The sequence below is a fragment of the Streptomyces sp. KLMMK genome, assembly GCF_036961605.1.
Taxonomy (GTDB): Bacteria; Actinomycetota; Actinomycetes; order Streptomycetales; family Streptomycetaceae; genus Streptomyces; species Streptomyces telluris.
In genome coordinates, this window is the sequence record NZ_JBAMDC010000093.1 from 1 (window position 1) to 20,589 (window position 20,589).

The 20,589-nt window shown below is 72.0% G+C and carries 16 protein-coding genes; 13 read left to right on the plus strand and 3 right to left on the minus strand.

From position 1 onward, the window contains the following. Window positions 1–70 precede the first annotated feature (70 nt). From gatC to V7793_RS16360, 6 genes are all read left to right on the plus strand, one after another. Window positions 71–367 (plus strand): Asp-tRNA(Asn)/Glu-tRNA(Gln) amidotransferase subunit GatC, encoded by a 297-nt coding sequence (gatC, locus tag V7793_RS16335; RefSeq protein WP_030368121.1) that lies wholly within the window; start codon window positions 71–73, stop codon window positions 365–367. 6 nt (window positions 368–373) lie between these two features. Next, entirely contained in the window at window positions 374–1,885 is a 1,512-nt protein-coding gene (gene gatA, locus V7793_RS16340; protein WP_336007098.1) for an Asp-tRNA(Asn)/Glu-tRNA(Gln) amidotransferase subunit GatA, read from the plus strand. Then, on the plus strand, window positions 1,882–2,142 hold the full coding sequence (locus V7793_RS16345) for a hypothetical protein (protein ID WP_256789595.1): 261 nt from the start codon (window positions 1,882–1,884) through the stop codon (window positions 2,140–2,142). The genes gatA and V7793_RS16345 overlap by 4 nt, the downstream gene beginning before the upstream one ends. A 26-nt stretch (window positions 2,143–2,168) precedes the next feature. Continuing rightward, window positions 2,169–3,677 carry an Asp-tRNA(Asn)/Glu-tRNA(Gln) amidotransferase subunit GatB gene (gene gatB / locus V7793_RS16350; protein WP_256789594.1) on the plus strand — a complete coding sequence of 503 codons (1,509 nt, stop codon included), beginning with the start codon at window positions 2,169–2,171 and terminating at the stop codon, window positions 3,675–3,677. 220 nt (window positions 3,678–3,897) lie between these two features. Continuing rightward, entirely contained in the window at window positions 3,898–4,464 is a 567-nt protein-coding gene (locus V7793_RS16355; RefSeq protein ID WP_336007102.1) for an AMIN-like domain-containing (lipo)protein, read from the plus strand. Window positions 4,465–4,717: 253 nt separating this feature from the next. Continuing rightward, window positions 4,718–6,943, plus strand: a complete 2,226-nt coding sequence (locus V7793_RS16360; protein WP_336007105.1) for an MMPL family transporter — start codon at window positions 4,718–4,720, stop codon at window positions 6,941–6,943. Here the strand turns inward: V7793_RS16360 and V7793_RS16365 are convergent. From V7793_RS16365 to V7793_RS16375, 3 genes are all read right to left on the minus strand, one after another. Then, window positions 6,906–7,085, minus strand: coding sequence for a DUF6191 domain-containing protein (locus V7793_RS16365; RefSeq protein ID WP_336007107.1), 180 nt, complete (start codon window positions 7,083–7,085; stop codon window positions 6,906–6,908). The genes V7793_RS16360 and V7793_RS16365 overlap by 38 nt on opposite strands. An 80-nt stretch (window positions 7,086–7,165) precedes the next feature. Then, window positions 7,166–8,326, minus strand: a complete 1,161-nt coding sequence (locus V7793_RS16370) for a PQQ-dependent sugar dehydrogenase (protein WP_336007125.1) — start codon at window positions 8,324–8,326, stop codon at window positions 7,166–7,168. Window positions 8,327–8,498: 172 nt separating this feature from the next. Next, a complete protein-coding gene (locus V7793_RS16375; protein WP_336007109.1) occupies window positions 8,499–9,491 on the minus strand; it encodes an aldo/keto reductase in 993 nt (330 codons plus the stop codon). A 73-nt stretch (window positions 9,492–9,564) separates the two neighbouring features. On the opposite strand from V7793_RS16375, the gene V7793_RS16380 reads away from it, so the two are divergent. The 7 genes from V7793_RS16380 (at window position 9,565) to V7793_RS16410 (ending at window position 20,548) form a co-directional block, all read left to right on the plus strand. Further along, window positions 9,565–10,527: a 2-hydroxyacid dehydrogenase gene (locus V7793_RS16380; RefSeq protein WP_336007112.1), complete on the plus strand. Its 963-nt coding sequence runs from the start codon at window positions 9,565–9,567 to the stop codon at window positions 10,525–10,527. Window positions 10,528–10,807: 280 nt separating this feature from the next. Further along, on the plus strand, window positions 10,808–13,738 hold the full coding sequence (locus tag V7793_RS16385) for a putative bifunctional diguanylate cyclase/phosphodiesterase (RefSeq protein WP_336007114.1): 2,931 nt from the start codon (window positions 10,808–10,810) through the stop codon (window positions 13,736–13,738). Window positions 13,739–14,000: 262 nt separating this feature from the next. Next, the gene (locus tag V7793_RS16390; RefSeq protein ID WP_336007117.1) at window positions 14,001–15,896 is read left to right on the plus strand and encodes an acetolactate synthase large subunit; all 1,896 of its coding nucleotides are present in this window, start codon (window positions 14,001–14,003) and stop codon (window positions 15,894–15,896) included. Window positions 15,897–15,953: 57 nt separating this feature from the next. Further along, complete coding sequence (gene ilvN / locus V7793_RS16395) at window positions 15,954–16,478, plus strand: acetolactate synthase small subunit (RefSeq protein ID WP_058046407.1); 525 nt, start codon at window positions 15,954–15,956, stop codon at window positions 16,476–16,478. A 175-nt stretch (window positions 16,479–16,653) separates the two neighbouring features. Continuing rightward, complete coding sequence (gene ilvC, locus V7793_RS16400) at window positions 16,654–17,655, plus strand: ketol-acid reductoisomerase (protein WP_168093834.1); 1,002 nt, start codon at window positions 16,654–16,656, stop codon at window positions 17,653–17,655. A gap of 192 nt (window positions 17,656–17,847) precedes the next feature. After that, complete coding sequence (serA, locus tag V7793_RS16405; RefSeq protein WP_336007120.1) at window positions 17,848–19,452, plus strand: phosphoglycerate dehydrogenase; 1,605 nt, start codon at window positions 17,848–17,850, stop codon at window positions 19,450–19,452. 196 nt (window positions 19,453–19,648) lie between these two features. Continuing rightward, window positions 19,649–20,548: a GntR family transcriptional regulator gene (locus V7793_RS16410; protein ID WP_336007123.1), complete on the plus strand. Its 900-nt coding sequence runs from the start codon at window positions 19,649–19,651 to the stop codon at window positions 20,546–20,548. Window positions 20,549–20,589: the final 41 nt, after the last annotated feature.

A 20,589-nucleotide genomic window follows, 5' to 3' on the forward strand; every position in this document is an offset into this window, starting at 1 on the left:
CGGCTCCCGGCGCCATAGGATTGGGCGCACAACCCGCCCAGAATCCGTCACAACCCCTGAGGATCGCCGCATGCCTGGCATCACGCGCGAGGAGGTAGCCCACCTCGCACGGCTGGCACGTCTGGAGCTCAAGGACGAAGAGCTCGAGCACTTCGCCGGCCAGCTCGACGACATCATCGGCGCGGTCGCCCGCGTCTCCGAGGTCGCCGAGCAGGACGTCCCCCCGACGTCCCACCCGCTGCCGCTGACCAACGTCATGCGCCCGGACGAGGTCCGTCCGTCGCTGACCCCGCAGGAGGCGCTCTCCGGCGCCCCCGCCCAGGAGCAGCAGCGTTTCAAGGTGCCGCAGATCCTGGGGGAGGACTAAACCGCTATGACGGCCAACAACAACATCGAGAGCTGCATCAAGCTCACCGCCGCCGAGATCGCGGAGAAGATCGCCTCCGGCGAGCTCACCGCCGTCCAGGTCACCGAGGCCCACCTGGCCCGGATCGACGCCGTGGACGAGAAGGTGCACGCCTTCCTCCACGTGGACCGCGAGGGCGCCCTCGCCCAGGCCCGCGAGGTCGACGCCAAGCGCGAGCGCGGCGAGAAGCTCGGCCCGCTGGCCGGCGTCCCGCTGGCGCTGAAGGACATCTTCACCACCAAGGGGATCCCGACCACGGTCGGCTCGAAGATCCTCGAGGGCTGGATCCCGCCGTACGACGCGACGCTCACCAAGCGCCTGAAGGACGCGGACGTCGTCATCCTCGGCAAGACCAACATGGACGAGTTCGCGATGGGCTCCTCCACGGAGAACAGCGCCTACGGCCCGACCGGCAACCCCTGGGACCTGACCAAGATCCCCGGCGGCTCCGGCGGCGGCTCCAGCGCGGCGCTCGCCGCGTACCAGGCCCCCCTGGCCATCGGCACGGACACCGGCGGCTCGATCCGCCAGCCCGCCGCCGTGACCGGCACCGTCGGCGTCAAGCCGACCTACGGCTCGGTCTCGCGCTACGGCATGGTGGCCTTCTCCTCCTCCCTCGACCAGGGCGGCCCCTGCGCCCGTACGGTCCTGGACGCGGCCCTGCTGCACGAGGTGATCGCCGGCCACGACCCGATGGACTCCACGTCCATCGACGCCCCGGTCCCGCCGGTCGTCGAGGCCGCGCGCAACGGCAGCGTGCAGGGCATGCGCGTCGGCGTCGTCAAGCAGTTCCGCGGCGAGGGCTACCAGGCCGGCGTCGTGCAGCGCTTCGACGAGTCCGTCGAGCTGCTCAAGGAGCTGGGCGCCGAGATCGTCGAGCTGGACTGCCCGTCCTTCGACCTGGCCCTGGCCGCGTACTACCTGATCGCGCCGTCCGAGTGCTCCTCGAACCTGGCCCGCTTTGACGGCCTGCGCTACGGCCTGCGCGCCGGCGACGACGGCACCCGCTCGGCCGAGGACGTCACCGCCCTCACCCGCGAGGCCGGCTTCGGCCCCGAGGTCAAGCGCCGCGTCATGCTCGGCACGTACGCCCTGAGCTCGGGCTACTACGACGCCTACTACGGCTCGGCGCAGAAGGTCCGCACGCTCATCACGCGCGACTTCGAGAAGGCCTTCGAGCAGGTCGACGTGATCGTCTCGCCGACCACCCCGACCACCGCCTTCGCGATCGGCGAGCGCGCCGACGACCCGATGGCGATGTACCTCGCGGACCTGTGCACCATCCCGACCAACCTGGCCGGCAACGCGGCCATGTCGCTGCCCTGCGGCCTGGCGCCCGAGGACAACATGCCGGTCGGTCTGCAGATCATCGCTCCCGCCCTGAAGGACGACCGGCTCTACAAGGTCGGTGCCGCGGTCGAGGCCGCGTTCACCGAGCGCTGGGGCCACCACCTGCATGAGGAGGCACCGTCGCTGTGAGCACCGAAGTGAGCAAGGCGAGCGCTCTGAAGAAGGCCAAGGGCTTCAAGAAGTCCAAGCCCGGCACGTACCTGTCGATCGGCACCACGCTGTTCGGCGCCGTCAGCGTGATCAAGCAGGCGAAGAAGGCGCGCGGCGAGCAGGACACGCTCCAGCTGGTCGACGCGATCGTCTCCGCCGCAGCCATCGCCACCGGTGTCGCGCTGCTGGTGCGCGAGCTGCGCCGGATGAACAGCGACGACGTCCTCGCGGACTGAGCCAGGACCTGAGAGGTTAGTTTTCCGTGACCGTCACTGAACTGGTGTCGTACGAGGACGCGCTGGCTTCCTACGACCCCGTCATGGGCCTGGAGGTCCATGTCGAGCTCGGCACCAAGACGAAGATGTTCTGCGGCTGCTCCACGGAGCTGGGCGCGGACCCCAACACCCAGACCTGCCCGGTCTGCCTCGGCATGCCCGGCGCCCTGCCGGTGGTCAACGCCACCGGCGTCGAGTCCGCCATCAAGATCGGCCTCGCGCTGCACTGCGAGATCGCCGAGTGGTGCCGCTTCGCCCGGAAGAACTACTTCTATCCGGACATGCCGAAGAACTTCCAGACCTCCCAGTACGACGAGCCGATCGCCTTCAACGGCTACCTCGACGTGCAGCTGGAGGACGGCGAGGTCTTCCGCGTGGAGATCGAGCGCGCCCACATGGAGGAGGACACCGGCAAGTCCACCCACGTGGGCGGTGCCACCGGCCGCATCCACGGCGCCCAGCACTCCCTGCTGGACTACAACCGCGCCGGCATCCCGCTGATCGAGATCGTCACCAAGCCGATCGAGGGCGCGGGCGAGCGGGCCCCGGAGGTCGCCAAGGCCTACGTGGCCGAGCTGCGCGAGCTCATCAAGGCGCTGGGCGTCTCCGAGGCCCGGATGGAGATGGGCCAGATGCGCTGCGACGTCAACCTGTCGCTGCGCCCGCACGGCCGGGAGAAGTTCGGCACCCGCTCCGAGACCAAGAACGTCAACTCGCTGCGCTCCGTCGAGCGCGCGGTGCGCTTCGAGGTCCAGCGGCACGCCTCCGTCCTCTCGGCCGGCGGCACGATCGTGCAGGAGACCCGCCACTTCCACGAGGAGGACGGGTCGACCACGTCCGGCCGCATCAAGGAAGAGGCCGAGGACTACCGCTACTTCCCCGAGCCGGACCTGGTGCCGGTGGCCCCCTCCCGCGAGTGGGTCGAGGAGCTGCGGGCGACCCTGCCCGAGCTGCCGCGCGTGCGCCGCAACCGCCTCCGTGAGGACTGGGGCGTCACCGAGCACGACATGCAGTCGATCCTCAACGCGGGCGCGGTCGACCTGATCGTCGCCACCGTCGAGGCCGGTGCCGACTCCGCGGCCGCCCGCAAGTGGTGGATGGGCGAGCTGGCCCGCAGCGCCAACGAGTCCGGTACGGACCTCGCGGCGCTGCCGATCACCCCGGCGCAGGTCGCCCGGGTGGCGGCGCTCGTCGCCGAGGGCTCGCTCAACGACAAGCTGGCCCGCCAGGTCATCGAGGGCGTGCTCGCGGGCGAGGGCGACCCGGACGCGGTCGTCGAGAAGCGCGGTCTGAAGGTCGTCTCCGACGACAGCGCCCTGGGTGCCGCCGTGGACGAGGCCATCGCGGCCAACGCGGCCATCGCGGACAAGATCCGCGGCGGCAAGGTCGCGGCGGCGGGTGCGCTGGTCGGCGCGGTCATGAAGGCCACGCGCGGCCAGGCCGACGCGGCCCGTGTCCGCGAGCTCATCCTGGAGCGTCTGGGCGTCGAGGGCTGACCGGCTGAGAGCCGGTCGGCCCCGGGCCGATCAGCTGCTCATCGGCAGCGTTCTGCGACATCTCATGGCCGCCCCTTTTCGAAGGGGCGGCCATTGTCTGTCCGGGAATGGTCCGGGAATGGCTGGTTTCCTTTGCTCTATGGCCTTCGTGTCCCCCGTCCGGCATGATCCCGGATGCGGGCCCACCGTGTGCCCGCATCGGAAATCTGGGGGTAGGCACATGAGACGGTTGAGCAGGACGCTGGCTGCACTCACGCTGGCGGGCGCCGGCCTGCTGGTGGCGACGGTCCCGGCCGGCGCGGCCACGGGCGCGGCGGCCACGGTGCAGTGCGAGGCGGGCTGGGGGAGCCTGACCAAGGCCAGTACGGACAGCGCCTACCGCTCGCTGCTGGACGTCAGGGCCGGGCGGCACGAGTGCTACGACCGTCTGGTCTTCGACGTCCAGGGCGTCGGCGACCGCCCGATCGGCTACCGCGTGGAGTACGTGGACCGGCTGCAGCAGGACGGCTCCGGTGACGTGATCCCGGTCGGCGGCGGCGCGATCCTGGCGGTCCGCGTGGCCGCTCCGAGCTACGACACGAGCACCGGCGAGCCTCGCTACCCCGGCCACGCCGGAGCGCCGCTGCCCGGAGTCGACCTCACCGGCTTCCGCACCTTCCAGGACACCCGCTTCGCCAGCAGCTTCGAGGGCGACACCCTGGTCGGCGTCGGCGTCCGCGCACGGCTGCCCTTCCGGGTCTTCCAGGAGCGCAACCGCATCGTCGTGGACGTCGCCCACACCTGGTAGTAGTACCTGCACTGACCTGCGGTTTCCGCCCCGCGCCGAGCCGGGGTCCCGGCCCCGGGCGGTGCGGAGGGGCCCCGGTGTGGGGTGAGCCACAAAGCGGACAAAGGATCTTTTTCCGCTGTCACAGTGGTTCGGCAAGGGGCCCCCACCGCGCCTCTCGCGCTGCGGGGCCCAGGCCAGCAGCTCATGCGCTCGGAAATGCACGGGGCAGTTCTCCCGGCGGGATCGACGCGCCGAACGGGAAGCAGCCCGAATGACCTCACTCGCCCGATGGTGCCTGCGCCGTCGTTTCGCCGTGATCGTGCTGTGGCTCGTGGCCCTCGCGGGCACCGCCGCGGCCGCGACCCTGGCCGGCCCGGCGTACTCCAACGACTACGCCGTCCCCGGTACCGAGGCCGCCCGCGCGGGCGCGCTCCTGGAAGCGGGCTTCCCCGGCCAGGGCGGCGACGACACCATCGTCTGGCACACCGGCCAGGGCACCGTGCGGGCCGCCCCCGTCGAGCAGCGCATGACCGAGACCCTGCGCGACGTCGCGGCCCTGCCCGGCGTCGAGTCCGTCAGCGGCCCGTACAGCGGCCCCGACGGCGCCGCCAGGATCAGCCCCGACGGGCACACCGCGTACGCCTCCGTCACCTTCGCCGCGCCCGGCGGTCCGGACAAGGAGCTGGTGCACCAGGTCGTCGAGACGGCCCGGTCCGCGGCGGACGGCAACCTGGAGGTCGCCCTCGGCGGCACCGCCATCGCCACCGGGGAGGCCGCGAGCGGCCACCTCAGCGAGATCATCGGCATCGCCGTCGCCGCCGTCGTGCTCTTCGTCGTCTTCGGCTCGCTGGCCGCGAGCCTGCTGCCGATCGCCACGGCCCTCGTGAGCGTGGGCACCGCGTTCATGGGCACCCAGCTGCTCGGCCACGTCATGACCGTCGCCGACTTCGCTCCCATGCTCGGCACCCTCATCGGACTCGGCGTGGGCATCGACTACGCCCTGTTCATCGTCACCCGGCACCGCAAGGGCCTGCGGGCGGGGCTGCCCGTGGCCGTCGCGGCCGAGCGGGCCGTCGCGACCACCGGCCGCGCCGTCGTCTTCGCGGGCGGCACCGTGTGCGTCGCGCTGCTGGGCATGCTCATCCTGCGGCTGAGCTTCCTCAACGGCGTCGCCCTCGCCGCCTCGCTCACCGTCGTCCTCACCGTCGCCGCCTCGGTCACGCTGCTGCCCGCGCTCCTCGGGGTGATCGGCGACCGCGCCCTCAGCCGCCGCGAGCGCCGCCGCCTCGCGGACAGCGGGCCCCGCCCGGAGCTGCCCACCGGGCTGGCCGCCCGCTGGTCGGCGTTCGTGGAGCGCCACCCCAAGCTGCTGGGCGCCGTGGCCGCGGTCGTCATGATCGTGCTCGCGCTGCCCACGTTCTCCCTCCACCTGGGCACCTCCGACCAGGGCAACAACCCGGCCTCGTCCACCACGCGCCAGGCGTACGACATGCTCGGCAGCGGCTTCGGGCCCGGGGTCAACGGCCCCCTGACCCTGGTGGCCGACCTCGACAGTGCCGCCGACCGGCTCGCCTTCACCGAGCTCCCGGACGCCCTGCGGCACACCGAGGGCGTCGCCTCCGCCTCGCCCGCCCAGGTGAACCCCAGCGGCGACACGGGCGTCATCACCGTCGTCCCCACCACCTCCCCGCAGTCGCGCGACACCAGCGACCTCGTGGACCGGCTGCGCGGCACCGTACTGCCGAAGGCGACCGCCGGTACCGGCGTGGACGTGCAGGTCGGCGGCATGACCGCGAGCTACGACGACTTCGCCGGCATCATCCTCGGCAAGCTGCCGCTCTTCGTCGGCACCGTCGTCGGCCTGGGCTGCCTGCTGCTCCTGCTGGCCTTCCGCAGCATCGGCATCCCCCTGAAGGCCGCGGTGATGAACATCGCCGCCGTCGCCTCGTCCTTCGGCATCGTCGTCGCGATCTTCCAGTGGGGCTGGGGGGCCGGGTTCCTCGGCCTCGGCGGCGCCGGGCCGATAGAGCCGTTCCTGCCCGTCGTCATGGTCTCCGTCCTCTTCGGCCTGTCCATGGACTACCAGGTCTTCCTGGTCAGCCGGATGTACGAGGAGTGGCTCGCCACGCGCGACAACACCCGCGCCGTGCGCGTCGGCCTCGCCGAGACCAGCCGCGTCATCAACTCCGCGGCGGTGATCATGATCTCGGTCTTCCTCGCCTTCGTCCTCAGCGGGGACCGCGTCATCGCGATGTTCGGCATCGGCCTCGCGGCGGCCGTCGCTCTCGACGCCTTCGTGCTGCGCACGCTGCTCGTCCCGGCCCTCATGCACATGCTGGGCGGCGCCAACTGGTGGCTGCCGGCGTGGCTGGAGCGCCGCCTGCCCCGGATCAGCATCGAGCCGCCGGAGCCGGCGGACGAGCCGGAGCCGGCGGACGGTCCCCGGGAGCCCCTCCCGGTCAGTCCTGAGAAGAGCCTTGCCGGGGCGGGCGTATGAGAACGCGGCCCGAGTCGAGGTCGACCGGGCCGCGCGCGGGGTCGCCGTCACCGACGTCGTCACGGGTCAGTTCCAGGCGCTTCTGCTCCTCGTGGCTGTGCTTCCGGCCCGGTGCGAACACTTCCTCGAACACGTTGAACATCTTCAACTCCCGTCGCCGCACTGTCCGTCCAGTCTAGGCGGATGTGTGTACGGTCCCGGCAAAGGTGTGCGCCGCGATCGTCAGCTCACGTCGAGCCGCAGGATCCGGTCGTCCTCGCCGCCCGGCTTCCCGCGCCCGTCGGTGTTGCTCGTCGTCAGCCACAGCCCGCCGTCGTCCGTGGCCACGACCGTGCGCAGCCGCCCGTACTCACCCCGCAGGAACGCGCGGGGGCCGGCCACCGGCTTCGTGCCGTCCAGCGGGATCCGCCACAGGCGCTCGCCGCGCAGAGCCGCCATCCACAGGGAGCCCTTGGCGAAGGCGAGCCCGCTGGGGGAGGCGTCGGAGGTCTTCCACTGCTCGACGGGGTCGGTGTAGCCGGACCGGCCCGCCTTGCCCTCGACGACGGGCCAGCCGTAGTTGCCGCCCGGCCGGATCAGGTTGAGCTCGTCCCACGTGTCCTGGCCGAACTCCGACGCCCACAGGCGCTTGCCCGCGTCCCAGGCCAGGCCCTGCACGTTGCGGTGGCCGTAGGAGTAGACCACCGAGTTCTCCTCGGGGTTGCCGTACGCGGGGCGGCCGTCCGGGGTCATGCGGAGGATCTTCCCGCCGAGGGACGCCTTGTCCTGCGCGAGGTCGCGCTGCCCGCCGTCGCCCGTCCCGGCGTAGAGCATCCGGTCGGGGCCGAAGGCGATGCGGCCGCCGTTGTGGACCGTGCCCTTGGGGATGCCCCGGAGCACCGTGTCGGGCGCCCCCAGCCGCTGCCCCGCGGGCTTGCGCTCGTCGTAGCGCAGGCGGGCGATGCGGTTGTCCGAATCGGTGGTGAAGTACGCGTACACCAGACGGTCGGTGGCGAAGCCGGGCGAGACCGCCAGCCCCAGCAGGCCGCCCTCGCCGCCCTTGACGACGCCGGGCACCTCGCCCACCTCGCTCTGCGCGCCGTCCTTGACCGCCACCCGGGCGATCTTCCCCGTGTCGCGGGAGGCGACCAGGAGGTCGCCGCCGGGGAGCACCGCGACGCCCCACGGCGAGCCGAGCTTCGCGGTGAGCGTCCGGACGGCCTTGACCGAGCCCTCGGCGGGCGCCGGCGGAGCCGAGGGGGCGCCCGAAGAGGACTCCGTGCCGGGCGACTCGGCCGGCGAACCCTGCCGCGGGCCCTCGCCCGGGAAGCCGTCCTCGCTCGAACAGCCTGCGACGCCGAACAGCAGGGAGACGGTCAGGAGCAAGGAGGCGGCCGGTCGCAGAGGGACAGCCGGCTGCGGAGAGGAGGCCGGCGCGGCGGCGCCGGTACGGACACGGGGACGTCGTCGCACGGTTCGTTCCTCTCGCCGGGGCGCACTGCGTGTACGCGGCACTGTGCCACACCGGGGGCCGCCGTCCGGGGGAGGAGCGCACGGGTGCGCCACGGGCGCCGCGTCAGTACCAGGACCCCATGGCGCGCGGCAGCGCCGCTATCTCCGCCAAGTCCTCGGCGGTGAGCCGCAGACGTGCAGCCGCAGCGTTCTGCACCGCCCACACCGGCTTCTTCGTGCCCGGTACGGGTATCACGTGCCGGCCCTGAGCCAGCACCCAGGCCAGGGCGACCTGCGCGGCCGTCGCGTCGTGACGCAGCGCGACCCGGCGCAGCCCCGCCACGATCGGCTGGTTGGCGGCCATCATCTCGGCGGTGAAGCGCGGGTGGCGCGCCCGGAGGTCCTCCGGCTCGAAGCCCTGCCCCGGCGTGAGCGTGCCGCTGAGGAAACCATTCCCCAGGGGCATGGCGGCCAGCATGCCGACGCCTCGGGAGGCACACCAGGGCACCAGCGCATCGAGCGCCTCCCGGGACCACACCGACAACTCCACCTCCACACAACTCACCGGGAACACCTGCTGCACCCGCTCCAGCTGCCGGATCGTCGCGTCGTACAGCCCGGCGCGCGACCGGCGGTGCGTGCGCGCGCCGACCGCGCACCAGCCCAGCGCGCGCACCTTGCCCGCGGAGACCAGCTCCGCCATCGCTCCCCAGGTCTCCTCGACCGGCACCTCGGGGTCGGGCCGGTGCAGCTGGTAGACGTCGATCACGTCGGTCTGCAGCCGGCGCAGCGAGGCGTCGCAGGCCCGCTTCACATAGCCCGGGCGGCCGTTGGCGACGATGTGGCTGTCGCCCACCAGCAGCCCGCACTTGGTCGACACGAACGCCTCTGAGCGCCTCTCCCGCAACGCCCGCCCCACCAGCAGCTCGTTGGTGAACGGCCCGTACATGTCCGCGGTGTCCAGCAGGGTCGTGCCCGCGTCGAGCGCCGCGTGCACCGTGCGCAGCGCGCCCTCCCCGCTCCGCTGGGAGGCGGTGTATCCCCAGTGCATGGGCATGCACCCCAGGCCGATCGCGCCCACTTCGAGCGCCGCCGCACCGATATTCCTGCGCTCCACCGGCCGTACCCCTCCCGTTCCTCGACCCCAAACTAACCTCTGCCGCACCGGCCCGATCGCATAGCCTCCAGGCATGAGTGCAGATGACAGCGGTTCCGGCCGCCCCCTGGTCTGGCTGCCCTTCCCGCCCGAGCGGATCGAAGGGCTCCCGGAGAGCCTCGACTACGTCTTCTGGGACGGCGGACCGGAGTACCCGACCGACCCCGCCCGCTGCGACTTCTACGCGGTCCCGTACGTCACCGACCCCGAGCCGTGCCTGCGCCCGCTGCCGGGCATGACGCGCGTCCGGGTCGTGCAGGCGCTCACCGCGGGCGTGGAGCACCTGCTGCCCGCCGTGGAGGGGCTGCCGAAGGGCGCCGTGCTGTGCAACGCCCGCGGGCTGCACGACGCGAGCACCGCCGAACTCGCCCTGGCCCTGACCCTCGCCTCGCTGCGCGACATCCCCGGCTTCGTGCGCGCGCAGGACGCGGGGGAGTGGCGGCAGGGCTTCCGGCCGGCGCTGGCCGACAAGTCTGTGCTCATTGTGGGTTACGGTTCGATCGGCAGCGCCATTGAGGACCGGCTCGTGCCCTTTGAGTGCGCGCGGGTCACACGCGTCGCACGCTCCGCGCGGGACAGTGCGCGCGGTCCCGTGCATCCGATCGCCGCCCTGCCCGGCTTGCTGCCCGACGCCGACGTCGTGATTCTCGCGACCCCGCTCACCGAGGAGACCCGGGGGCTCGTCAACGCCGGTTTCCTGGCGCGGATGAAGGACGGGGCGCTGCTGGTGAACGTGGCGCGCGGTGCCGTCGTCGACACCAAGGCCCTCCTGGCCGAGCTGGACGCAGGTCGGCTGCGTGCCGCACTGGACGTCACGGACCCCGAGCCGCTGCCGCCCGGGCATCCCCTGTGGAGCGCTCCGGGGGCGCTGATCACCCCCCATGTGGGTGGCCCCTCTTCGGCCTTTCTGCCGCGCGCCGAGCGGCTGCTGCGTGATCAGCTGGCCAGATTCGCCCTGGACGCGCCACTGCAAAATGTCGTAGTCATCGCCCGCTAGTTACCACGTAGAGGTACCGTTCGACTGCACTCAGTGTCCATAACCCCGTGGCTGATTACGCTATGTATATGAGCTATGTCCCTGAGTGACGAGTCTGGTGTATCGTCCGGACGGGGGCTGCGGCGTGCACGAGAACCGCCGCAGCGAGGACCGGAACTCGAGGGGGGCGACGGGCGATGCACGGCCAATGGACGATCAACCCGACGCGGCTCACGCACCGACCACGACCGCACCGCGCACCGCGATCGCACTGCGTGGCGACGCTGCTCCTGTGGCTCCCATGGCTCCCGCTGCTGCGGACGGCGGCGCGGTGAGCGCCCCGGGGGCGGCCCTGTCCCGCCCGTCCTGCGGCTCGGGCCCGGTCTCCCAGCTGCTGCTGGCCCTCGTCTGCGGCGGCTATGCCACGGGTGCGGCCTTCGGCTGGGGATCGAGCGAGCTCGCCTCGGCCATGGGCGACTTCGGCCTCGGCGGCGCGGCCGTCCTCGCCGCCGTCTCCTGCTTCTGGTACGGGCGCACGCACCGCACCCGGTTCCGGCTCGCCTGGTTCCTCTTCGCCGCATCCTCGGCCATGGCCGGTCTCGGCAACGTTGTCTGGGGCTGGTACGAGGTCGTCCTGGACGCCCGCGTCCCGACGCCCTCCGTGGCCGACTTCTGCTTCCTGCTCTTCGCGCCGCCGGCCATCATCGGCCTGCTGGTCCTCGCCCGCCGCCCCGTCACCCGGGCCGGCTGGGTGTGCCTGGCCCTCGACGCCTGGCTCACCGGCGGTTCGCTCCTTACGCTCTCCTGGAGCCTCGCGCTCGCGCACACCGCCCACTTCGAGGGCGAGAGCGTCGCCCACGCCGCGCTCTCCCTGGCCTATCCGCTGCTGGACATCGCCCTGGTGTCCATGGTGCTGGCCCTGCACTTCCGGCGCTCGACCGCCAACCGCTCCGCCATCAACACCGCCATCGCGGCCCTCGCCCTGACGGTCCTGTGCGACGCCCTGTTCACCTCGCCGCTGCTGCGCTCGCACTACCGCTCGGGCCAGATCCTCGACGCCGGCTGGTTCGCGGGCTACATGCTCATGGCGTACGCCCCCTGGGTCGCGCGCGAGGACGGCGACGACGCCGCCCCGGCCCGCTCGGCCCAGCACCCGCACCACCCCAGCCGCCCGATCGCCGGCTCCCTCGCGGCCCTCACGCCGTACCTGGCCGCCGCCGTGTGCACCCTGGGCATCCTCTACAACGTCCTGGACGGCCACCAGGTCGACAAGGTCGTCCTGTTCACCGGCTGCACGGTCGTCCTGGCCCTGGTGATCCGCCAGGGCATCATGCTGCTGGACAACATCTCCCTCACCCAGGAACTGGCCCAGAAGGAGAACCACTTCCGCTCCCTCGTCCAGGGCTCCAGCGATGTGATCATGATCGCCGCGCCCACGGGCATACTGCGCTACGTCAGCCCCGCCGCCGCCGGGGTCTACGGGCGCGAGGCCGAAGACCTCGTCGGCTCCGAGCTGGCCTCGCTGATCCACCCGGAGGACCTGGGCAGAGTCGTCCACGAGGTGCGCCGCTTCCTCGCGGCGCCGCCCGCCGAGGAGCCCACGACCCGCATCGAGTGCCGCTTCCGCTCCGGCGGCGGCGAGTGGCTCAACGTCGAGTCCACGGTCAACCGCCACCACGGCGGCCTGATCTTCAACAGCCGCGATGTCACCGAGCGCGTCCGCCTCCAGGCCCAGCTCCAGCACACCGCCGAGCACGACCCGCTCACCGACCTGCCCAACCGCGCCCTGTTCACCAAGCGCGTCCAGCAGGCCCTCGCCGGCCGCAGAGCGACCGACGCGGGCACCGCCGTGCTCTTCATCGACCTCGACGGCTTCAAGGCGGTGAACGACAGCGTCGGCCACCAAGCCGGCGACGAGCTGCTCGTCCAGGCGGCCCGTCGCCTCCAGGACTCCGTCCGCGCGGGCGACTCCACGGCCCGCTTCGGAGGCGACGAGTTCGCGGCGCTGATCATCGGCGACGGGACCCGTGACCCCGCCGCCCGCGAGTACCGCATCCACGAGATCGCCGACCGGCTGCGGATCACCCTCTCCCAGCCCTACCGCGTGGAAGGAGGCACCGAGGTCCGCGTCGCCGCCAGCATCGGCGTGGCCTTCGCCGAGCCCGGCATCACCCCGGGTGAGCTGATGCGCAACGCCGACCTCGCGATGTACCGCGCCAAGCAGGCCGGCAAGGGCCGCGTCGAGCTCTACGCCCCGCAGATGCAGGCCGACGTGGTCCGCCGCGCCGAGCTTGCCACGCGGCTGCGCACCGCCCTGCACGAGGGCGAGTTCGCCCTGCTGCACCAGCCCGTCGTCGACCTGGGCACGGGCGCGGTCACCGCGGTCGCCGCCCAGCCCCGCTGGCGCTCCGCCCAGGGAATACTGTTCACTCCTGCGGAGTATCTCCGCGTGGCCGAGAACGACCGGGGCGACGAGGCCGCCCGCATCGCCGAGCTGGGCCGCTGGACGGTGGAGAAGGCCGTGGAGCAGGCCGCCCAGCGCTGCCGCGCGGGCCACCCCGTGCCCGTGTACGTCCGGCTGTCCGCCGCCCGGCTGATGGACAAGTCGCTGCCCGCCAAGAACCTGGAGGGGCTGCTGATCCGCCACGGGCTGCCCTCCGGCGCGCTCGTCCTGGAGCTGTCCGGAAGCGACCCCCGGGTGCCGCTGGACGAGCTGGAGCGGCGCCTGGCCGCCCTGCGCCGGATGGGGGTGCGGATCGCCCTCGACGGCTTCGGCAGCGGCTACGCCGCCATCAGCGCCCTGCGCCGGCTGCCCATCGACACCCTCAAGCTCGACCGGGGGCTGGTCGACGGCGTGGTGGAGTCCGCCCGGCTGCACAAGATCACCGCCGGGCTGCTGCGGATCGCCACCGACCTGGGCATGCAGTCCGTCGCCGACGGCGTCGACGTGCCCGAGCAGGCGCTCGCCCTGCGCGCGATGGGCTGCACCCACGCCCTGGGCGCCGCCTTCGCCGGGCCGCTCGACGAGCACCGCCTGCGCCACGCGCTGAACCTCGGGGCCTACCCGGTCCCCGGCGCGCCGGTGGATGGCGCAAAAGCGTGGGTCGGAGGCGGCGCCCTGCCCGCGGGGGCAGTACCGTCCGCTACGCGATCCGGGTCCGCGGGGGGCGCCGGATCACTCGCCCATGCTCCATTGCGCTCAAATAATGAGACGCCCGTCCCACCCACTTGACACTTCCCAGGTGGCGGGTGGAGGGTCGGTTCCATGCGCACCCGAATTCTCGTACTTGGAAAGCGCGTCGGCTGAAGCAGGCCCTTTCACACGCCCTGCTGACCACACCGGCGCGCTCCCCTCGCTTGCCTCACGGCACGAGGGGTTTTTTGTTGCACTAGAACGTGACAGACCCACCCAAACCGACCTCCGCTCAACCAGTCGAACCCGTCGATCGAACCCCTAGATCGAACCCGTCGAATCCTTCGAGAAGAGAATGTCGATGACCGAGCAGGCCACCGGGGCCCACCATCCGCAGCCGCGGGCCCGTAACGGCGCGGCGCACCAGCCCGCCACCGTCGAGCACGTCACGGGCGCGCAGTCCCTCATCCGCTCGCTGGAGGAGGTCGGTGCCGAGATCGTGTTCGGGATCCCGGGCGGGGCGATCCTCCCCGCGTACGACCCGATGATGGACTCCTCGAAGGTCCGCCACGTCCTGGTCCGCCACGAGCAGGGCGCCGGCCACGCCGCGACCGGATACGCCCAGGCCACGGGCAAGGTCGGCGTCTGCATGGCCACCTCCGGCCCCGGTGCCACCAACCTCGTCACGCCGATCGCCGACGCCCACATGGACTCCGTCCCGCTGGTCGCCATCACCGGCCAGGTCGCCTCCAAGGCGATCGGCACGGACGCCTTCCAGGAAGCGGACATCTGCGGCATCACCATGCCGATCACCAAGCACAACTGGCTGGTGACCGACCCCGCCGAGATCCCCCGCACCATCGCCGAGGCCTTCCACGTCGCCTCCACCGGCCGCCCCGGCCCCGTGCTCGTCGACATCGCCAAGGACGCCCTGCAGGCGCGGACCACCTTCAGCTGGCCCCCGCACACCGACCTGCCCGGCTACCGCCCGGTCACCAAGCCGCACAGCAAGCAGATCCGCGAGGCCGCCAAGCTGATCGGCCAGGCCACCCGCCCCGTGCTCTACGTCGGCGGCGGCGTCCTCAAGGCCCGCGCGACCGCCGAGCTGAAGGTGCTCGCCGAGCTGACCGGCGCCCCCGTCACCACCACCCTGATGGCGCTCGGCGCCTTCCCCGACAGCCACCCCCAGCACCTGGGCATGCCCGGCATGCACGGCTCGGTCGCCGCCGTCACCGCCCTGCAGAAGGCCGACCTGATCATCGCCCTCGGCGCCCGCTTCGACGACCGCGTCACGGGCAAGCTGGACTCCTTCGCCCCGTACGCCAAGATCGTCCACGCCGACATCGACCCCGCGGAGATCGGCAAGAACCGCGCCGCCGACGTGCCGATCGTCGGTGACGCCCGCGAGGTCATCGCCGACCTGATCGTCGCCATCCAGGCCGAGCACGCCGAGGGCCGCACGGGCGAGGCCGCCGGCACCGGCTACGCGGCCTGGTGGCAGGACCTCAACCGCTGGCGCGACACCTACCCCCTCGGCTACGACCAGCCCGACGACGGCAGCCTCTCCCCGCAGCAGGTCATCCAGCGCATCGGGCAGCTCGCGCCGAAGGACACCATCTACGCCGCGGGCGTCGGCCAGCACCAGATGTGGGCCGCCCACTTCATCGACTACGAGCAGCCCGCCACCTGGCTCAACTCCGGCGGCGCCGGGACGATGGGCTACTCCGTCCCCGCCGCGATGGGCGCCAAGGCCGGCATGCCCGACCGCACCGTCTGGGCCATCGACGGCGACGGCTGCTTCCAGATGACCAATCAGGAACTGGTCACCTGCGCGCTCAACGACATCCCGGTCAAGGTCGCCATCATCAACAACGGCGCCCTCGGCATGGTCCGCCAGTGGCAGACCCTGTTCTACAACCAGCGCTACTCCAACACGGTGCTCCACGCGGGCCCGGCCGTCTCCAACGGCGGCTCCGCCACGGGCGCCGGCACCGAGCCCTGCGCCGGCACCCGCGTCCCGGACTTCGTCAAGCTCGCCGAGGCCATGGGCTGCGTCGGCATCCGCTGCGAGCGCCCGGACCAGCTCGACGCCGTCATCGAGAAGGCCAACGCCATCAACGACCGGCCCGTCGTGATCGACTTCATCGTCCACCAGGACGCCATGGTCTGGCCGATGGTCGCCGCGGGCACCTCCAACGACGAGATCCTCGCCGCGCGCGGAGTCCGCCCGGACTTCGGCGACACCGAGGACGACTGACGGACCGCCGACGACCGATGACAGCGGCGACAGAGGCCTGACGAGGAAGAGAACCTGATGACCAAGCACACGCTCTCCGTCCTGGTGGAGAACACCCCCGGCATCCTGACCCGGATCGCCGCGCTGTTCGCCCGGCGCGGCTTCAACATCGACTCCCTCGCCGTCGGGGTCACCGAACACCCGGACATCTCCCGCATCACGATCGTCGTCAACGTCGAGTCGCTGCCGCTGGAGCAGGTGACCAAGCAGCTCAACAAGCTCGTCAACGTGCTGAAGATCGTCGAGCTGGAGGACAGCGCGGCCATCCACCGCGAACTCGTCCTGGTGAAGGTCCGCGCCGACAACGAGACCCGCTCCCAGATCGTCGAGATCGTCCAGCTCTTCCGCGCCAAGACCGTCGACGTCTCCCCGGAGGCCGTCACCATCGAGGCGACCGGCGGCAGCGACAAGCTCGGCGCCATGCTCAAGATGCTGGAGCCCTTCGGCATCAAGGAGCTGGTGCAGTCCGGGACGATCGCCATAGGGCGCGGCGCCCGGTCCATCACGGACCGCAGCCTGCGCGCCCTCGACCGCTCGGCCTGAGGCCGGCCCCGCACCCCCTGCGGGGCCGAGCCCCCTGCGGTCCCCCCCCGCATCCCCTGCGGACCCCCGGACCCCCGCGCGGATCCGCATACCGAGACCCGAAATCTTCCGTCCGCCCGCCCGTCATACGGTGGGACGCACAACCGGAAAACCGGAAACAAGGAGAATCCCCAACGTGGCTGCCGAGCTCTTCTACGACAACGACGCCGACCTGTCCATCATCCAGGGCCGCAAGGTCGCGGTCCTCGGCTACGGCAGCCAGGGCCACGCCCACGCGCTGTCCCTGCGCGACTCGGGCGTCGACGTCCGCGTGGGCCTGCACGAGGGCTCCAAGTCCAAGCAGAAGGCCGAGGAGCAGGGCCTGCGCGTCGTCACCCCGGCCGAGGCCGCGGCCGAGGCCGACGTCATCATGATCCTCGTTCCGGACCCGATCCAGGCCAAGGTCTACGAGGAGTCCGTCAAGGAGCACCTCAAGGACGGCGACGCGCTCTTCTTCGGCCACGGCTTCAACATCCGCTTCGGCTTCATCAAGCCCCCGGCCGGCGTCGACGTCTGCATGGTCGCCCCCAAGGGCCCGGGCCACCTGGTCCGCCGCCAGTACGAGGAGGGCCGCGGCGTGCCGTGCATCGCGGCCGTCGAGCAGGACGCCTCCGGCAACGCCTTCGCGCTGGCGCTCTCCTACGCCAAGGCCATCGGCGGCACCCGCGCCGGCGTCATCAAGACCACCTTCACCGAGGAGACCGAGACCGACCTCTTCGGCGAGCAGGCCGTCCTGTGCGGCGGTGCGTCGGCGCTCGTCAAGGCGGGCTTCGAGACCCTGGTCGAGGCCGGCTACCAGCCGGAGATCGCGTACTTCGAGTGCCTCCACGAGCTCAAGCTGATCGTGGACCTCATGTACGAGGGCGGCCTGGAGAAGATGCGCTGGTCCGTCTCCGAGACCGCCGAGTGGGGCGACTACGTCACCGGCCCGCGCATCGTCAACGAGGGCACCAAGGCCGAGATGAAGAAGGTCCTCGGCGAGATCCAGGACGGCACCTTCGCCAACAACTGGATGAAGGAGTACCAGGCCGGCCTGCCCAAGTACAACGAGTACAAGAAGGCCGACGAGGACCACCTGCTGGAGACCACCGGCAAGAAGCTGCGCAAGCTGATGAGCTGGGTGGACGACAAGGAGTAGGCGCACTCCGCGCCGCCCGGCGCCGTGGGCGAAGCTCGCGCGAGGGCGCGGCAACCGCCGATACACTGCACACCAACAAGCGCGTACCAGGCTCACAGCGTCGTGCGTCTTCCACGCGGCTGCCTGCCCCCTTCACCGCCTGCGGCCGTCGGGACGGCCGTCCGCCATGGACCAGTGAGGACTGAGGACTCCGTGAGCACTGTTTCGCCCCGCAAACCCGTCGTGCTGATCGCCGAGGAGCTCTCCCCGGCCACCGTCGACGCGCTCGGCCCCGACTTCGAGATCCGGCACTGCAACGGCGCCGACCGCGCGGAGCTGCTGCCCGCCATCGCCGGCGTCGACGCCGTGCTCGTACGCAGCGCCACGAAGATCGACGCGGAGGCCATCGCCGCCGCGAAGAAGCTGCGGGTCGTCGCCCGCGCCGGCGTCGGCCTGGACAACGTCGACGTCTCCGCCGCCACCAAGGCCGGCGTGATGGTCGTGAATGCCCCGACCTCCAACATCGTCACCGCCGCCGAGCTCGCCTGCGGCCTGCTCATCGCCACCGCCCGGAACATCCCGCAGGCCAACTCGGCGCTGAAGAACGGCGAGTGGAAGCGCTCCAAGTACACCGGCGTCGAGCTGTCCGAGAAGACCCTCGGCGTCGTCGGCCTCGGCCGGATCGGCGTCCTCGTTGCCCAGCGGATGTCCGCTTTCGGGATGAAGGTCGTCGCCTACGACCCGTACGTGCAGCCCGCCCGCGCCGCCCAGATGGGCGTCAAGCTGCTGACGCTCGACGAGCTCCTCGAGGTCGCGGACTTCATCACCGTGCACCTGCCCAAGACGCCGGAGACGCTCGGGCTCATCGGCGACGAGGCCCTGCGCAAGGTCAAGCCCAGCGTCCGGATCGTCAACGCCGCGCGCGGCGGCATCGTGGACGAGACGGCGCTCGCCGCGGCGCTCAAGGAGGGCCGCGTCGCGGGCGCGGGCCTCGACGTCTACGCCTCGGAGCCGTGCACCGACTCCCCCCTCTTCGAGTTCGACAACGTGGTGGCCACCCCGCACCTCGGCGCCTCCACCGGCGAGGCCCAGGAGAAGGCCGGCATCGCTGTGGCCCGGTCGGTGCGGCTCGCCCTCGCCGGAGAGCTGGTGCCGGACGCGGTCAACGTCCAGGGCGGCGTCATCGCCGAGGACGTCAAGCCCGCCCTGCCGCTGGCCGAGAAGCTCGGCCGGATCTTCACGGCCCTGGCCGGCGAGGTCGCCGTCCGGCTCGATGTCGAGGTCTACGGCGAGCTCACCCAGTACGACGTCAAGGTCCTGGAGCTGTCCGCGCTCAAGGGCGTCTTCGAGGACGTCGTCGACGAGACGGTCTCCTACGTCAACGCCCCGCTGTTCGCACAGGAGCGCGGCGTCGAGGTGCGGCTGACCACCAGCTCCGAGTCGGCCGAGCACCGCAACGTGGTGACCGTGCGCGGCACGCTGTCCGGGGGCGACGAGGTCTCCATCTCCGGCACCCTCGCCGGCCCGAAGAACCAGCAGAAGATCGTCGCCGTGGGCGAGCACGACGTGGACCTCGCCCTCGCGGACCACATGGCCTTCTTCCGCTACGCCGACCGCCCCGGCGTCGTCGGCACCCTGGGCCGCATCCTCGGCGAGGCCGGCATCAACATCGCCGGCATGCAGGTCTCCCGCGCCACGGAGGGCGGCGAGGCGCTCGTGGCCCTCACGGTCGACGAGTCGGTCCCGCCGGCGGTTCTGTCGGAGATCGCCGAGGAGATCGGCGCGGCGTCGGCCCGTGCGGTGAATCTGACGGACTGATGGCCTGACGGACTGGCAGCCCGACAGGCTGACGGGCCGGCGTACGGAGGCGTCCTCGGCAGGCCCGGCACCCCCTCGGGGCGGCCGGGCCTGCCGGCCGTACGGGGCAGGGGAGTTCGGCCCGCGGCCGCTCCGCGCCCGCCGCCGGCGGGACGCGCCTTCCGCCGCACCCCGCGGCTCTCCTAGCCTTCCCGTCATGGGTGTACTGGAACAGCCCGCGGCTCCGGCGTCGACCGCCCCGTACCGCCGCATCGCCGCCGAACTCCGCGCCCGCATCGCCTCCGGGGAGATCGGCCCGGGGGAGAAGGTACCCTCCGTGCGGCGCATCGCCCAGGAGTGGGGCGTCGCGACGGCGACCGCCGCCAAGGTCCTGTCGGTGCTGCGCGAGGAGGGCGTGGTGCGGGCGGTGCCCGGGGTCGGCACCGTCGTGGCCGCCCCGTGCGGCGGGTCCGGGCCGGGGGAGGGGCCCTGCGCGGAGCGCAACGGCCGGCCGCCCCGCGCGGCGGGCGCGCTGAGGAAGCTCACCCCCGAGCGCATCGTGCGGACGGCGATCGCGCTGGCCGACACCCACGGCGCCGCGGCCCTGTCCATGCGCGCCCTCGCAGCCGAACTCGGCGTCCCCACCATGGCGTTGTACCGGCACGTGCCGGGCAAGGACGACCTCGTCACCCGGATGGCGGACGCTGCCTTCGGCGAGTGCGGCCCGCCCGGAGATGCACCCGGCGACTGGCGCGGCCGTCTGTACGCGGCCGCCCGGCACCAGTGGGCCGTCTACCGCCGCCATCCGTGGCTGGCCAGGGTCATGGTGTCCGTTCCGCGGCCGCAGCTCCCCGCGTGCGCCACCGGCCTCATGGAACGGGCGATGGCCCAGGCGCAGGGGCCCGGGCCGGGCCTGGAGGCGGGCGCGGTGGTCCGCATCGGGGCCACGGTCGCCGGGTACGTGCGCGGCGTGGCCGTGAATCTGGAGGACGGGGCCGCCGCCCGCCGGGCACGGGGCGGCACCGATGCCGACCTGGATGCGATGTTCGAGTTCGGGCTGGCCCGGTTGCTGGACGGGCTGAGTGTGTACGTCGAGCAGCGGCGCGGCTGTTCGTAGGGCCGTTGCGCGGTTGTCCGGCCGGGTGCCCCGCGCGCGTT